General features: G+C 40.3%; 17 protein-coding genes. 16 read left to right on the top strand and 1 reads right to left on the bottom strand.

Annotated features, from left to right (window positions below):
- Nucleotides 1-84: 84 nt before the first annotated feature.
- From mnmE to JHD79_RS10535, 8 genes are all read left to right on the top strand, one after another.
- The gene (mnmE, locus tag JHD79_RS10570) at nucleotides 85-1,443 is read left to right on the top strand and encodes a tRNA uridine-5-carboxymethylaminomethyl(34) synthesis GTPase MnmE (protein WP_199119200.1); all 1,359 of its coding nucleotides are present in this window, start codon (nucleotides 85-87) and stop codon (nucleotides 1,441-1,443) included.
- 509 nt (nucleotides 1,444-1,952) lie between these two features.
- Nucleotides 1,953-3,083, top strand: a complete 1,131-nt coding sequence (locus JHD79_RS10565; RefSeq protein ID WP_199119199.1) for an NAD(P)/FAD-dependent oxidoreductase — start codon at nucleotides 1,953-1,955, stop codon at nucleotides 3,081-3,083.
- A 3-nt stretch (nucleotides 3,084-3,086) separates the two neighbouring features.
- Nucleotides 3,087-3,797, top strand: coding sequence for a methyltransferase domain-containing protein (locus JHD79_RS10560; RefSeq protein WP_199119198.1), 711 nt, complete (start codon nucleotides 3,087-3,089; stop codon nucleotides 3,795-3,797).
- Complete coding sequence (locus tag JHD79_RS10555) at nucleotides 3,797-4,849, top strand: type III polyketide synthase (RefSeq protein WP_199119197.1); 1,053 nt, start codon at nucleotides 3,797-3,799, stop codon at nucleotides 4,847-4,849. Before JHD79_RS10560 ends, JHD79_RS10555 begins: the two co-directional genes overlap by 1 nt.
- 1 nt (nucleotide 4,850) lies before the next feature.
- Entirely contained in the window at nucleotides 4,851-5,297 is a 447-nt protein-coding gene (locus tag JHD79_RS10550) for a 3-hydroxyacyl-ACP dehydratase FabZ family protein (protein ID WP_199119196.1), read from the top strand.
- Entirely contained in the window at nucleotides 5,290-6,561 is a 1,272-nt protein-coding gene (locus JHD79_RS10545) for a beta-ketoacyl synthase (RefSeq protein ID WP_199119195.1), read from the top strand. Before JHD79_RS10550 ends, JHD79_RS10545 begins: the two co-directional genes overlap by 8 nt.
- A 2-nt stretch (nucleotides 6,562-6,563) precedes the next feature.
- Nucleotides 6,564-6,827 carry an acyl carrier protein gene (locus tag JHD79_RS10540; protein WP_199119194.1) on the top strand — a complete coding sequence of 88 codons (264 nt, stop codon included), beginning with the start codon at nucleotides 6,564-6,566 and terminating at the stop codon, nucleotides 6,825-6,827.
- Entirely contained in the window at nucleotides 6,793-7,377 is a 585-nt protein-coding gene (locus tag JHD79_RS10535) for a 4'-phosphopantetheinyl transferase superfamily protein (RefSeq protein ID WP_233164645.1), read from the top strand. Before JHD79_RS10540 ends, JHD79_RS10535 begins: the two co-directional genes overlap by 35 nt.
- Before the next feature lie 178 nt (nucleotides 7,378-7,555).
- On the opposite strand, the gene JHD79_RS10530 is transcribed toward JHD79_RS10535, so the two are convergent.
- A complete protein-coding gene (locus JHD79_RS10530) occupies nucleotides 7,556-7,909 on the bottom strand; it encodes a helix-turn-helix domain-containing protein (RefSeq protein WP_199119192.1) in 354 nt (117 codons plus the stop codon).
- 115 nt (nucleotides 7,910-8,024) lie between these two features.
- Between JHD79_RS10530 and JHD79_RS10525 the strand changes: the two genes are divergently transcribed.
- The 8 genes from JHD79_RS10525 (at nucleotide 8,025) to JHD79_RS10490 (ending at nucleotide 15,522) form a co-directional block, all read left to right on the top strand.
- On the top strand, nucleotides 8,025-9,005 hold the full coding sequence (locus JHD79_RS10525; protein WP_199119191.1) for an MBL fold metallo-hydrolase: 981 nt from the start codon (nucleotides 8,025-8,027) through the stop codon (nucleotides 9,003-9,005).
- A 791-nt stretch (nucleotides 9,006-9,796) separates the two neighbouring features.
- Nucleotides 9,797-10,525, top strand: coding sequence for a sensor histidine kinase (locus tag JHD79_RS10520; protein ID WP_233164644.1), 729 nt, complete (start codon nucleotides 9,797-9,799; stop codon nucleotides 10,523-10,525).
- Nucleotides 10,497-11,177: a response regulator transcription factor gene (locus JHD79_RS10515; protein WP_199119189.1), complete on the top strand. Its 681-nt coding sequence runs from the start codon at nucleotides 10,497-10,499 to the stop codon at nucleotides 11,175-11,177. The genes JHD79_RS10520 and JHD79_RS10515 overlap by 29 nt, the downstream gene beginning before the upstream one ends.
- Before the next feature lie 141 nt (nucleotides 11,178-11,318).
- Nucleotides 11,319-11,888 (top strand): DUF4255 domain-containing protein, encoded by a 570-nt coding sequence (locus JHD79_RS10510; RefSeq protein WP_199119188.1) that lies wholly within the window; start codon nucleotides 11,319-11,321, stop codon nucleotides 11,886-11,888.
- Nucleotides 11,889-11,893: 5 nt separating this feature from the next.
- Complete coding sequence (locus JHD79_RS10505; protein ID WP_199119187.1) at nucleotides 11,894-12,601, top strand: hypothetical protein; 708 nt, start codon at nucleotides 11,894-11,896, stop codon at nucleotides 12,599-12,601.
- Between the two features lie 27 nt (nucleotides 12,602-12,628).
- Nucleotides 12,629-14,578, top strand: a complete 1,950-nt coding sequence (locus tag JHD79_RS10500) for a phage tail sheath family protein (RefSeq protein ID WP_199119186.1) — start codon at nucleotides 12,629-12,631, stop codon at nucleotides 14,576-14,578.
- A 37-nt stretch (nucleotides 14,579-14,615) separates the two neighbouring features.
- Nucleotides 14,616-15,065: a phage tail protein gene (locus JHD79_RS10495; protein WP_199119185.1), complete on the top strand. Its 450-nt coding sequence runs from the start codon at nucleotides 14,616-14,618 to the stop codon at nucleotides 15,063-15,065.
- 10 nt (nucleotides 15,066-15,075) lie between these two features.
- Nucleotides 15,076-15,522 carry a phage tail protein gene (locus JHD79_RS10490; RefSeq protein WP_199119184.1) on the top strand — a complete coding sequence of 149 codons (447 nt, stop codon included), beginning with the start codon at nucleotides 15,076-15,078 and terminating at the stop codon, nucleotides 15,520-15,522.
- The last annotated feature ends 3 nt before the right edge of the window (nucleotides 15,523-15,525 follow it).

Raw genomic sequence — 15,525 nt, 5'->3', positions numbered from 1 at the left:
ACCAAAACTCCAGATAAAAAGTATTACTTTTGCATCAGAATGAATGGGCAAGCTCTTGCACTTTGTTCTTTAATCTTCCATTACATGTACACAACAGATACCATCATTGCCTTGTCCACTCCTCCGGGAAGTGGAGCCATAGGAGTAATTCGTTTATCGGGACCATCGGCCATTAGCCTTAGCAACCAGGTTTTTTCAGGTAAGGATCTGGAAATGCAGGCCTCGCATACGTTACACTTTGGCCTTATTAAGGATGGTGATTTGATTATCGATGAGGTGGTCGTATCTCTTTATGTTGGGCCGAGGTCTTATACCAAGGAAAATGTGGTAGAAATTTCCTGTCATGGGTCTAATTATATTATCCAACAGATCATCAACCTGTTTTTGAAGATCGGGGCAAGGGCGGCCAAACCGGGCGAGTTTACCTTAAGGGCCTTTTTAAATGGTGCCTTTGACCTGAGCCAGGCCGAGGCGGTAGCCGATCTGATTGCTTCGGACAGCAAGGCTTCTCATGATGTGGCCATGCAGCAGATGCGTGGTGGCTTTAGCAACGAACTGAAGGACCTTCGGGAGCAACTGATCCATTTTGCTTCGATGATCGAACTGGAACTCGATTTTGCCGAAGAAGATGTAGAATTTGCCAATAGAGAACAGTTAATGGTACTCATCCAAAAGATCAATGCTGTGCTTAGGCGTTTGATTGCTTCTTTTGAACTGGGCAATGTACTGAAAAATGGAGTGCCTACGGTTATTGCAGGTCGGCCAAACGTAGGCAAATCGACCCTGCTGAATGCCTTGCTCAATGAAGAAAGAGCTATTGTAAGTGATATTGCGGGCACCACCAGAGATACCATAGAAGATGAGTTGAACATCAATGGGGTAATCTTCAGGTTTATAGATACGGCGGGCATACGCCAAACGGCCGATGTAATTGAAGCCAAAGGCGTAGAACGTACCTTGGCGCACATGAAGAAAGCCAAATTGATCATTTACCTGGTCGATGCCCTACAAACCCCGGCAGAAATAGAAGATCAATTACAGGAGTTACAGCAACTGAATATTCCCTATCTGGCCATTGTGAACAAAAGTGATCTTTTGGATCAAGCGCAGCAACAGACCTTTAAGGAAAAAGACATCTTCCTATTGGCTGCCAAAGACGGCGTAGGGGTAGAGGAGTTGAAAGTACAGTTATTAGAAAAGGTAAACCTGCACCATATCAATACCAGCGAAACTTTGGTAACTAATGTTAGGCATGTTGAAGCCTTAAAGCAAACGCAAAATGCCCTAAACCGGGTACTGGAAAACATCAACAATCCGGTAACTTCCGATTTCTTGGCCATGGATATTAAACAGGCGCTCCATTACCTTGGAGAAATCACGGGTACCGTTACCACAGACGATTTATTAGAGAATATTTTTACGAAGTTCTGTATCGGTAAATAGCTATACAAAACAAGTCAAAAAACAATCAAACAAAATCATAGTAAACCACTTAATTTGTCATTTAGGTTCCTTTTTGTTCTGAATACAAAATTAGCGCTTCTTATGGTGCCAATGGAGTCTACTTTTTCGATTTTTCCGAACGTAGTTCTCACGTAAGGTATATGGTTTATTTAAACATCGCCAGTACCATGCGCCCTTACCTTGAACTCGATGTAACGGTTGGTCATTATTATTAATATCTTTCCGCCCCAGAGGTAGGTTTCCATATTCATAGCAGGAATAGTAATCGCCTACCTACACGATGTAGAAACACGTAGTCTTTTAGATGCCAATTGAACCATAGGTATAGTTCCAGTTGCTGTTAAAGTTTATCTGTTTTGTTATTTTTTGATCGTGGCGACAAAAACTCAGCAAAAGCTATTGACCTCTGTATTGTTTTGATGGTTAGTAAAGGATAGTGATTTCTTTTGGGTGAACAAAAAGTCATAAAAATTGTTGTCATATTACATATGCAATTCGAAACCGAAATCCTGATCATTGGTGGTGGCTTGGCTGGCCTAACCGCGGCATTGCACCTACAAAAGTCTAATTTTAACATCACTTTAATAGAAAAGAATACATATCCACAACACAAGGTCTGTGGCGAGTACATTTCGAATGAAGTTTTGCCTTATTTGGCATGGCTGGAAATTTCCTTTGAAAGCTTGGGACCTACTTCGATAAGCAACCTACAGTTGACTTCCCTCTCTGGGGCAAGTATAACTACAAAATTATCTATGGGCGGATTTGGATTGAGCAGATATGCCATGGACTATTTTCTCTATCAGCAACTTTTGAAAAGGAATATCACGGTTATTTACGATACAGTTACTGATGTGCAGTTCAATAATGATGTGTTCAACGTTAAAACTACATCTGGGCAAAGTTTTACTGCCGGTCAGGTTCTCGGCGCATTTGGTAAAAGATCATCGGTTGATGTGAAACTTAAACGTGATTTTATTCAAAAAAAATCTCCTTACATTGCCGTTAAGGCACATTATCATGGGAATTTCCAATCTGATCTTGTAGGGCTGCATAACTTTAGCGGTGGATATTGCGGTGTTTCCCGTGTGGAAAATGAAAAATTAAATATCTGTTACCTGGCCGATTACCAAAGCTTTAGGCGATATAAAAATATTTTAAACTATCAGCAGGAGGTGATTTACAAAAATAGGTTTCTAAAAGATATTTTAGAGCGGTCAGAGATGATTTTCGAGATGCCCTTGACGATTGGTCAAATTTCTTTCCAATCCAAGGAACCTATTTTAGATCATATTTTGATGATAGGAGATACGGCAGGCCTTATTCATCCGCTTTGTGGTAACGGAATGGCCATGGCCATGCACAGTGCAAAAATTGCTTCAACACTTATCGTTGCTTTTATGAGGGATAAAACCTGTTCGAGAAAGGAAATGGAGGATAATTATGCTAAATTGTGGAACTATAATTTCAGATCACGTCTCAGGACCGGACGAATTTTGTCTTCAGTCCTAAAAAATAACACCATTCAACATATTGCGCTCAATACGCTAACCAAAATGCCGCAGTTACTGGGCAAGATCGTCAATATGACCCATGGAAAACCCATACCAATATTGTAATCAATGTCAATAGATACAAGATACAGAAGCTCCGCTCTAGAGATCATGGATGATTTTGAGCTACAGGGAAACATCTTGACCGATGCTTTGGACAAGATCGCCGAGATCAATAAGTTATTGGGTGGCAACAAGGTAACCCTCCAGGGAATTGAGGTTTTGCTAAAAAACAAGGTGCCATCAGGGAAAGTGAGGATAACCGATGTAGGTTGCGGAAATGGTGCCATGCTCAGGATGCTTGCTGATTATGCCAAGAAAAATAGTTTAGTTTTCGAACTGAAGGGAATTGATGCAAATAAGGCTACGATTGAACACGCAAGGAGCCTTTCATCAGCATATCCAAATATTAGTTATCAATGCAGCGATATTTTTGATGAAAACCAGTGGCCGGAAAAATGTGACATTATACTTTTCACACTTACCCTTCATCATTTTGCCGATAGAGAGATTATCAATCTTTTGCAAAACCTTAAAAAGACGGTTCGAGTGGGGATCGTTGTAAATGATCTGGAACGGAGTGCGTTAGCTTACAGGTTGTTTACAGCTTTAAGTTATGTGTTCAAACTAAATGATATGTCACGTGAAGATGGCCTAGTCTCTATTCTTCGTGGTTTTAAAAAAGCAGATCTGCTTGGTTATGAAGAAAAATTAAATGTAAATTCTGCTTATATCAAGTGGAAATGGGCTTTTAGGTATTTGTGGGTTATCAAAATATAATGGGCGTAAAAATAAAAACGGTAAGCAAGGCTTTACCTGGCTTCTCCAGAACTACAGCTGAGATTTTGCCTTTCCTAGGTATCTGGTTAAATGGTCAGGATGAGCGTTTCATCAAGAAAGTGAAGAAAATATTCGAAGGTGCTTCAGTGGAAAAGAGGTATTCGATAATGGCGCCCGAAGAAGTTTTCAGTGACCTGAGTTTTGAAAAGCGAAATGATATTTACATTCGTGAAGGAAAAAAGCTTGGTAGGCAATGTCTTGCAGATGCGCTAGAAAAGGCAGCTTGGGAACCAACTGATCTTGATTTTATCATCACGGTGAGTTGTACGGGCATCATGATTCCCTCTTTGGATGCTTACCTTATTAATATGCTTGGCCTCAGGCAGGATATTGTACGTTTGCCCGTTACCGAAATGGGTTGTGCTGCTGGTGTTTCGGGTATCATTTATGCCAAAAATTTTTTAAAAGCTAATCCGGGTAAACGGGCAGCTGTTGTTGCCTTTGAATCGCCAACGGCAACTTTCCAACTCAACGACTTTTCAATGGCCAACGTCGTGAGTGCTGCAATATTTGGTGATGGTGCGGCATGTGTTTTACTTAGTTCCAATCAGGATGATGATGGGCCAGAAATCCTTGCGGGGGAAATGTACCATTTCTTTCAGGCAGAAGATATGATGGGATTTAAACTTACAAATACCGGTTTGCAAATGGTACTTGATGTTGCAGTGCCAGAAACCATTGCAGCCCATTTTCCTGCTATTATCCATCCTTTTCTGATGAACAACGGGTTGGGTATTGAAGATGTAGACCATTTGATCTTTCATCCGGGAGGAAAGAAGATCATACAGGTTGTAGAAGAATTATTCAGCCAGTTAGGTAAAAATATAGATCAGACAAAAGACGTATTAAGGCAATATGGCAATATGAGCAGCGCCACTGTGCTGTATGTTTTGGAACGTTTCATGGAAAGCAAACCTGCCCAGGGAGAGAAGGGCCTGATGCTGAGTTTTGGCCCTGGATTTTCTGCACAAAGAATACTTTTACAATGGTAATATGAAAGCACATGAAATCATAGCTAAGCTTCCTTACGGCAAATCTTTTTTATTTGTTGATGAGTTATTGTACGTAGATGAAAATGGCACTAGCGGGACATATAAGTATGCGAAAACACTCTCTTTTTATAAAGGTCATTTTATAGGTTTACCAGTTACCCCTGCGGTGATACTTACCGAAACAATGGCCCAGATTGGATTGGTATGCTTGGGGATATATCTTTTAGGGGATATGGCTGTCAAGGAAAAATTTAGTGTTGCAATGACTTCAAACGCACTCGAATTTTTAAAACCTGTCTATCCTGGGGAAAAAGTGCTGGTGAGCAGTGAGAAAGTTTATTTTAGATTCAATAAATTAAGTTGCAGGGTTAAAATGGAAAATGCTGATGGCGATACCATTTGCAAAGGAAATATTTCAGGTATGCTAATCTTTAAATCAAATGGCTGAAAATAGAGTAGTGATTACAGGTTTGGGGATTTGTGCACCCAACGGTACCAGCATTTCGGAATTTGCCAATGCTATACAAAATGGTATTTCAGGTGTTCAGCACCAACCAGAGCTTGAACGCCTGGGCTTTTCCTGTCAGATTGCCGCAACGCCTGAACTTGATGAAATAAGAATTCAACAATACTTTACGCCCCTTGAGATTAAGGGCCTGGCTAGTACAGGTATTGTTTATGGCGTAATAGCTGGTTTGGATGCCTGGAAGGATGCGGGACTTGAAGTTGCCGGTGAGCAGGAACCAGATTGGGACAGCGGATTATTCTTTGGTACAGGAACTTCCGGAACTGATAAGTTTAGATGGGCAATAAGTCAAATCGACCAGCTACAGGTGAGGAAACTTGGGAGCAGTGTCGTGGTCCAGATAATGGCTAGTGGGGTCAGCGCTTTCATCAGTGGTAAGTTGGGGCTGGGCAATCAGGTGGGTACAAATTCATCTGCCTGTGCCACAGGAACAGAAAGTATCTTGATGGCCTATGAGCACATTAGGTCGGGAAAAGCGAAACGGATGCTAGCTGGAAGTACAAGTGATAGCGGGCCCTATATTTGGGGTGGATTTGACGCCATGAAGGTCTGTACGTTCAGGCACAATGACAATCCAGAGGGAGGAAGCAGGCCGATGAGTGCCACTGCAAGCGGCTTTGTGCCAGGCAGTGGAGCAGGTGCTATGGTCTTGGAATCATTGGAAAGTGCCATTTCCCGGAACGCAAAGATCTATGCAGAGGTGCTCGGTGGAAACATTAATTCTGGGGGACAGCGTGGCCTGGGCACGATGACAGCGCCAAATCCACAGGCAGTCCAGCGCTGTATTCGCCGTGCTATTGAAAATGCTGGAATCCACGCTCAAGACATCGAGCTCATCAATGGACATTTAACTGCTACGGCAAAAGATGCCCTGGAAATAGAGAACTGGAAAACGGCTCTTGGCTCTTCGGCAAAAGATTTTCCCTATGTAAATTCACTGAAAGGTATGATTGGCCACTGTATCAGCGCTTCGGGCAGCATTGAATGTGTTGCGTCAGTTCTTCAGCTTTATAAAGGTTTCATTTTTCCAAATGTTAACTGTGAGGATTTGAATGCTGAGATCAGTTCGTTGATAGATGAAACCCGGGTACCGCGCAAATTGATTACGGAAAAATTTAATGTCCTGGCAAAAGCAAGTTTTGGTTTCGGAGATGTTAATGCCTGCATAATTTTAAAAAAAATATAAAAATGGATAAGAACCAGATTACCGAAGCATTGAGAGAAATCGTTTCTCCTTATACCGAAGAACAGCATGCACTTGCCGATCTTAATGAAGACACTGACTTTATTGCCGATTTGAAAATAAATTCGGCCAATCTGGTTGATATTGTTTTGGATATCGAAGAGAAGTTTGGTGTTTCAATCGACAATGATTCCATGTCAAGAATGCTGACTGTTAAAGCAACTGTGGAAATCATTGAAAGTAAACTCGCAGACAATGTTGGGCAATGATGTGATTGACCTAAATCTTGCTGGGCGACAGAGTGATTGGAAACGTAAGAATTATCTTTCCAAGATATTTTCTTTCCAAGAACAAGCATTGGTTTTCCAAGCAGAAAATCCAGATCTGGTTGTATGGTTGGTCTGGAGCATGAAAGAGGCCGCATATAAAATTGTAAACCGCATTACCGGACTACGTTTCTATAATCCGGTAGCTTTTCAGTGTTCCTTTAAAATAGACAGATTTTCCGCAATAGGGAAAGTAAGCTATAAAGGCGAAGATTTTTTTTGCACTACTGAAATCAGCGGAAATTTTCTTCACACAGTAGCTTTGCAAAATAACATTTCATTCGATGAAGTAAAGGTGATTTATACTGAAAATCGGCCTGATTATCTGGAGGTCTTCAATTACAAAAACAGTTCCCTAAGATTGAATAAAAATAATGTAATGTTGCCTGAAATACATGATCTTAATACCAGAGCAATATATATTGCCTCCCTCAGCCATCATGGGAGGCAGCTCTGTATCGCCTATTTAAAAGGAAAAAGTGATATTGTATAACTGTATATATCAATGCTCTGGACATTGCGCTGATTTTACAATTTTTCTATCGCCTCGATAAAGTCTTTCCTAATGAACGCCCATTCCTTTTCCTTTAGGCAGATTGGATTGAGCTGATCTTCTATCATTGAAATTTTCAATTCCAATGAGCAGTGCATAATATAATACGTTAATTAAGCTAACATTCCAATTTTTCACCTGTTATGGGCTCTTCAATGATCCTTCTGTCAGCCCATTGTCTTAAACTTTCGATAATAGGTATCAATTCAAGGCCGGCAGCAGTCAGGGAATATTCTACTTTGGGTGGTACTTCCAGATAAACTTTCCTCGAGACCAAACCATCATGTTCTAGTTCTCTAAGGGTTTGGGTGAGCATTTTTGTAGTTATTCCCTTGAGCAATCGTTTAAGTTCTCCATATCGAAGTACCTGATCATGATTCAGGTACCAGAGTATTCTTCCCCGGTATTTTCCGCCAATTCGCTGGAAGGCAAAATCTACCGCACAATAAGCCTTGTTCTCGTTATTTTTCATTTTGTCTAAAATTAATCTGCTGATAATCAATAATAGGTTCCTAAAAGTATGTAGGGTACTAAAAAGTACATACTTGATGCAAATATATTGTTCGGTTACTTTTGAAAGAAAAAATATGGACAGAAAAGAAGCAATTAAACTATCAGCAATGGTCGCCTTATTGGGACTGACAGATATTAGCGGCTTGTTTGCGGCCATAAACAACGAGAAGGAGACCAGAAGCTTCCATCGTTTTAGAATGGGCAAACTCGAACTTACCGTAGTTACAGATGGGCATATTCTCATGAAGCCGGTACAGCCTAATTTCGCACCAGGTATCGCCCCTTCTAAAGTTGAGCAAATCTTAGAGGATAATTTTGCCTCAAAACAGGAAGTAGACCTTGGGATCAATATTCTTGTGATCAGGTCGGCAGATAGGGTTATTTTGGTAGATAGTGGTTGTGGTTCAAACTTTGGCAGAAATTCCGGTTGGCTGTTGGCCAACTTGGCCAATGCCGACATAAAGGTTGCTGAGGTTACCGATGTCGTGATCAGCCATGCGCATCCCGATCACATAGGCGGACTGACCGATAATAGCGGTCAGATTGTGTTTCCAAACGCAAGTGTTTATCTTTCTAGGATCGAGCACGACTTCTGGATGTCACCATCACCTGATTTCTCAAAGAGCAAGTTAAGGGACAATACGCTTAAAAATTTGGTAGTAGAAATCGCCCGAAAGAATATAACTGCTTTAAAGCCACGTTTACAGCTATTGGATGACGGAGCCGAAATGCTGGGTTGCATCAAGATGCAAATGGCACCTGGGCACACACCAGGCCATTGTGTTGTACAGTTATATTCTGGTTCAGAAAGTTTGTATCATATTGCCGATCTGATCCATTCGCAGGTACTTTCATTAGAACATCCGGAGTGGGGCTTTGAAGGAGATACGGATTTCGAGCTTGCTATAACATCCAGAAGGAAAGTTTTAGAGAAACTTGCGTTATCAAAGGCTATGGTATTCTCTTATCATCTTCCTTGGCCGGGCATTGGCCATGTACGGAGAAAAAATGCGGGATTTGAATGGGTTCGGTTGCCCTCTGTGCTGCCAGATTGATCTTTGAGTGCTTGAGGATCATTCAATCATACTATCGCTTCTTTCTTCATTGATCGCTGTTGGTTTATCAAAAACGGTAAAGTTATAGACGTATAAGACCGTTAACGAATTTAATACAGAACTGGACAGCGGATTTGAAGAATACTCTAGAAACTAGGCTTGATTAAAACAAAAGCTATAAAAAGGTACTGGATAGTCTCTCCATATAGGTAAAGCAGAATGCTTACAATAAGCATATGCAAAGAAACACATGTAGTTTTATCTTTAAAATGCTCCCCTCTTTTTAAATATTTATTTTTAAGTATTTGTATGTTAATTGGTTGTGAATAATTTTTAAAATCACAGACCACAACCATTTGAAATGGATGGCATCCATGCTTTGTTCGGTAAATCTTGGGCGGAATTTTGGTCGTTCAGAATATTATTTCCTATATTGAGCTTTAAATTAACGTGATAACTTGCTTTTGGGAACCTAACGACTTTCTCCCGCTTGGCCTGATTATCTTTTTTAACCACCTTAAAAAAAATAAAAATGAACGGACAAGGAAAATCTGACGACCTTTTATGATCTAATGCTCAAACCTAATTTCTTATACCCTTATTGTCAATGCCAACCTGGCATAGCCTAAGTTAGATCCATTTTTTTTTGATTCTTAGGAAAATAGCCATCCTAAAAGGAGGTAAGCCAAAGCATAAAAATGCGATTTTCTCCTAGAGATGATTAGACTCAATGATTAATAACATTATTAAATTCCGATCAATATGCTGTTATGTTTTTGATAAGTATTGTAATGTTTTCTATCTATTTTTTACAAAGGATACGGATAGAAAGAGGATTAAAAAAGAAAAATCCCGAAGTTGAATACAAACAAGAATTGCTCCGCTTTTCCCTAGCAGTACAAGAGGAAGAAAGACAACGTATAGCACAGGAACTACATGATGAAATATCCTCGCGACTTAGCGTAGTATCTGTTCATACCTACTTGCTCAAAAGCCCCCAAATTTCTCCAGAAGAAGTAGAAGATATTAGCGTGGTGATCATAGACCAAGTGGGGGGGGCGCTCCGAAGCTTGCGCTCCATTACCCACAATCTAATGCCGCCAGTATCGAGTGAGTTTGGACTAGATGAGGCCCTGCAGGAACTTTTTGAGGTTTATAACAGTAAAAGGGTAGAGACATGCTATAAAAGCCGGGTCGATTTCAGCGATTTAAATGAAGAACAACAATTGCATCTTTTCAGGATGGTACAAGAACTGCTTAATAATTCCATTAGACATGGAAATGCAAACTCCATATCGCTTCGGTTTGATCGACAGGAAAATACGCTGATGGGCAGTTATAAGGATAACGGTATTGGATTTGATCCCAAAATGCAGTACAGGGGACTTGGAATAAGAAATATCAAAAACAGAATACGGCTTTTGAATGGAGAGATCACTTTCAGCTCTAAAATGAAACAAGGCTGTAATGTAGTGTTTACCTTAAAACCTTATGGAGAAAATCAAAATAATTCTAGCTGACGACGAGCCGTTATTTCGAAAGGGAATTTCCCTGCTTATACAGCGAAATGAAGATATGGAAATTATATTTGAGGCCGCTAATGGGAAAGAGCTGGTCAATTTCCTTCAATACAGTTCAAACATACCCGATATTATTATCGTAGACTTGAAAATGCCAGTACTCAATGGCGTAGAAGCCACTAAGTTTCTTCAAGATCATTTTCCGGGTATTCGGATCATTGTACTTACCAATATGCACACCAGGGCTTATGTAAATAACATGGTTAGCCTAGGTGTTTCTTCCTATCTTGTTAAAGATACCACCCCACAAGAGTTGATCAATGCCATTCAAAAAGTGCATAAAATGGGTTCCTATTATAACGAGGGCATCAAAAGGGTAATTAGCGAACCTTTTAATAGCATGGCAAAAAAGAAGATCAGCCGATTTAGTGCGCAATTACTTACCAAAAGAGAAGTGCAGGTACTGAAACTGATCTGTAGGCAATATAGTTCTGTAGAAATTGCCGAACGATTATTTTTAAGCCCACGTACCGTTGAAGGGCATAAAAGCAACCTGCTGCAGAAAACCGAATCCAAGAATACCATAGGCCTCATTGTTTATGCACTGCTACATGACCACGTAGACCTACATCACCTGATGGAGTACCAGTAAGGTTGCATGTATTCAAATTAAGTTAAAACCACGTATAATTACGTGATTTCCTTGTCAGCTTATGCCTTAAATTAGCCTTTGGTTGTTTGATCAAATTCGTTAAATGACCAAAGCTATATTAATCTCTTGTTGGTGAAAAATATGATCTATAGAACATTACAGCTATTGACCGAACAGTTGAACGAATACCTAAAGCTATCGTTTAACCTACGGGAAGATATGGTATTTCTCTCTCCGGTAAAAGATGATCATAAGGTGTTTCCGGCCAATAGGGTTAGCGTAATGCTGGTGGGCTTGGGTAGGGAAACCGCAGGAGGTATTAACTTTCCGCAGGCCACCATATCAGGTCAGCATACCAAGCGCATGAGCCCATCGTGGCAGCTTCACATCAATGTGCTGCTATCTGTGGTATTTCAAGACAAACAGTATGAAGAATCCTTACAGCTGTTAAGCGTAATTCTCTCCTTTATCCAAAAAAGCCCGGTGTTGAGATCCCCAGATCGATCCAATGAATTTGCTATTGAACCCGTAAACCTGTCCATACAGGAAATGGCCAACCTATGGGGCATTTGCGGTGGCGGATATTTTCCATCGATGATGTTTAGGCTGAGATTTGTGACCATCGACATGCAGGATATACAGGAAATACTGCCGATCTTCAGTCACAGCGATCTAAACATGGGTATTCAAAATCCTAAACCTTCAATGTAAACTATATGGCAAACTATCGTCTTTGGATCACCCTTAACACTAGCCATGAATATTTCTCGGGAATTGGCGAATATATAGCGCTTATGCCCACAGTAGAAACCCGTCAATTGCTTGCCAAATTAGGCCTATTGTTTAAGAGCCTTGGAAAAAATAGTTGGGGCCTGTTAATACCAGATGGATTTAGTGAACTGATAAACGAAAAGGAAGCTTATCAGTTCAAGTTCTCCTTAAAGAATGTAGATGCAGGATTTTATTACTATACCGATCATGAAAATACACCAAGTGAAAGCATTTGGGAATTGCAATACCTAGGCAAAAATGGAATCTGGAAAGAGCTGACCCTTAACCTAACCAAAAAAGAATTTGTCAAGGAAAATAAGATTGATCTAATTATTCACGGCGTAAAGAAGTTTGTAGAGGTTATAGTCATTCAACGATCGGCCAATAAGGAGGTGTTGGTTCTAAAAGAAGATAGAAACCAATTGCAGTTCAGCTCCTCTACCATAGCATTTCCGGGAGAAAGCCAACCAGTCTATCGATTTGTAACAAAAGAGCCAATTGCCCTAAAAGAAGTATATGCTTATAAGTTAACCCTATGGAAAGTATTGGGAAATGCAGAGGTATTGCTGAGCAACTTCATTCCATTTCCAGAGGCATCCTCGCAATCTATTATTAATCCATTAAATACCATCACCAGCTATTTTTATTTTTAATCTAAATCTATAATCATTATGAGTGCAATGAAAACACCCGGAGTATATGTCGTAGAGAAGAACGCGTTCCCTAACTCCGTAGTTGAAGTGGCCACAGCGGTACCAGCTTTTATAGGCTATACCGAAAAGGCTATAAATGGGACGAAATCTTTGACCAATACACCTTGGAGAATTAGTTCTTTGGCAGAGTTTGTTCAATATTTCGGTGCGGCTCCGAAGCCTGTTTTCAGCTTTAAGGCATTAGCCACTGGAACATCTTTTATCGCAGTTGATGCTAATCCGGCTCTAAATGCAGCTAAAAGTGAAACCAAATCTTTACAGGATACAATTAAAACCGCTAATGATGATGCTACTGAAGCAGCAAAAGTAACCGCTGATACAAAAGCAACTGATGATGCAAAAGCGGCTGCTAATGCAAAAGCAAAGAGTTCTTTAAAAGCTGCTGTTACCGTAGCCAGCTCTTTTTCGGTGGTCGTTAACGATTTGCTTTTGAGCCTGAAGGCAGTAGCTTTTGCTGATAGTACTGCATTGACCACCGCTAATACCGCCTTTAGAAGTGTTTTATTTGACACAACCGGTATACCTTTAACAACACCTACAGCGGCAGATTTAAAAGCCAAAACGGATGTTCTTGTTACCGCTATAAATGGGGTGGGCGGCACAGCCCTCAAAGCTAATGATGCAACGGCAGAAACAGTAGCAGACGAAGAAACAGCAGCAGGCGACAAGCCAAAACCAGCAGCAACACCAGCTACGACCACACCAATTGCTACAAAATATTATTCGGTAAGCCGTACCGATGTTTACAGCCTGTATTATAATATGAGGTTTTTCTTTGCCAATGGCGGAGGCCCATGTTATGTGGTATCAGTAGGTAGTTATACTGACGATTTAAGTGGAGAAAAGCTTACAAATGGTATTGACCCACTTTTAAAAGAGCAGGAACCTACTATGGTGCTTGTTCCTGAAGCGGTTAACCTTGATAGCGCACAAGCTTGTTATGATGTACAAACGGCAGTTTTAAAACATTGTGGACTTAATATGAACAGGGTGGCGATACTGGATGTGTATGATGGCTACAAAGACAGGAAAGACCAAAGCGGTGATGTTGTAACGAGCTTCAGGGAAAAAATAGGAACAGATTTTCTTGATTATGCTTCGGCCTATTATCCTTGGCTTAATACATCCATAGTGCCTGATAATGAACTTAGTTTTATAAATATTGATCCGGCCGACGTAGATACCTTTAAAAACGTAATATTGGGAACAACTCCAAGGCTGTATGCTTTTGCAAACAAAATTGGAATGATAGGTGCAGATAATGACACCAATCATAAAGTGCTTTACAAACAAAGCCCGCTTTATGCAACTATCGTGAAAGACATGGCTGAACAAGTTAACCTTTTACCACCTTCGGCAGCTATGGCGGGTATATACACATTGACCGATCAGACAAAGGAGGTTTGGAAAGCGCCTGCTAATACAGGTATGTCTAATGTGATCAGCACTACGGTAAATATTTCTTATGCAGACCAAGAAGACCTGAATGTACCTTTTGACGGTAAAGCCATAAACGCTATACGCTACTTTACCGGAGAAGGCATAAAAGTATGGGGCGCCCGTACACTTGATGGTAACTCACTTGACTGGAGATATATTAATGTGCGACGAACTATGATAATGCTTGAAGAATCTATTAAAAATGCAGCTAAAGCATTTGTATTTGATCCTAATGTAGCCAATACCTGGGTGATTGTAAGGAGTACAATAAGTAATTTCCTTACAGGTATATGGAAACGAGGTGGTCTGGCAGGTGCAGTGCCTGAAGATGCTTTCAGCGTGCATGTAGGACTTGGCGAAACCATGACACCAGATGATATTCTTGAGGGCAAAATGCTGATAACAGTACTGGTTGCCATATCTCGGCCGGCAGAGTTTATCGAGATCACGTTTATGCAGCAAATGCAAAAAAGCTAATCAATAAAAATTTATATAACATTAAAAAAATACAATTATGGCAGGAGATAAACAAGATAATGTATGGCCATTGCCAAAGTTTTACTTTCAGGTAAAAATAGGCGATAAAGAAATTCCTTTTCAAGAAGTTTCGGGGCTTGACATTGAAGCACAGATTATAGAATACCGTCACGGTAACAGTAAAGAGTTTTCAACAATCAAGATGCCTGGTATTAAGAAAACAGGTAACGTAACCTTAAAAAAAGGAATTTTTGTTAAGGATAATGGTTTTTGGGACTGGTTTAATAAAATTAAGATGAATACCATTGAAAGGCAAACTATTGTTATTAACCTGCTCGATGAAGCAGGGAGTCCTACAATGATTTGGACGCTTATAAATGCATGGCCAACCAAGATCACGGGCACCGATATGAAATCTGACGGTAATGAAATTGCTGTTGAATCTATCGAAGTAGCCCATGAAGGGTTAACAATAGCTAATGGATAAATCTTATTGAATGGCAAATACTACTGCATGGGAATTGCCCGTATCATTTTATTTTAGTGTAAAGATAGGTAATGAAGAATTTGCCTTTAAAGAAGTATCCGGCCTGTCGGCACAGGTGGAAACAGAAAGTATTAGTGAAGGGGGCGTGAATAATTTCACGCACCTTCTTCCTAAACAGATAAAACATGCCAATCTGGTGCTCAAGCGTGCTTTGGTTCCCCTTAGCAGTACAGGAGTAAAGTGGATACAACGAATATTGGAAGGCGATTTTGTTTTATTGATAAGTACGAAAACCATTACAATTCAGTTGCTTAACGATCAGGGTACAGCCATTTATAATTGGTCGTGCGAAAATGCCTATCCCATAAAATGGCAGGTAGAAACGCTAGATTCTGAAAAGAATGTGATCTTGATCGAGACCATGGAATTTGCCTATTCACAATTAAGAAGACTATAAAAC

The organism is Pedobacter sp. ASV28, from assembly GCF_016428855.1.
Lineage (GTDB): Bacteria > Bacteroidota > Bacteroidia > Sphingobacteriales > Sphingobacteriaceae > Pedobacter.
Note: the sequence above shows the minus strand (reverse complement) of the source record. Positions and strands in the feature narration are given on the sequence as shown.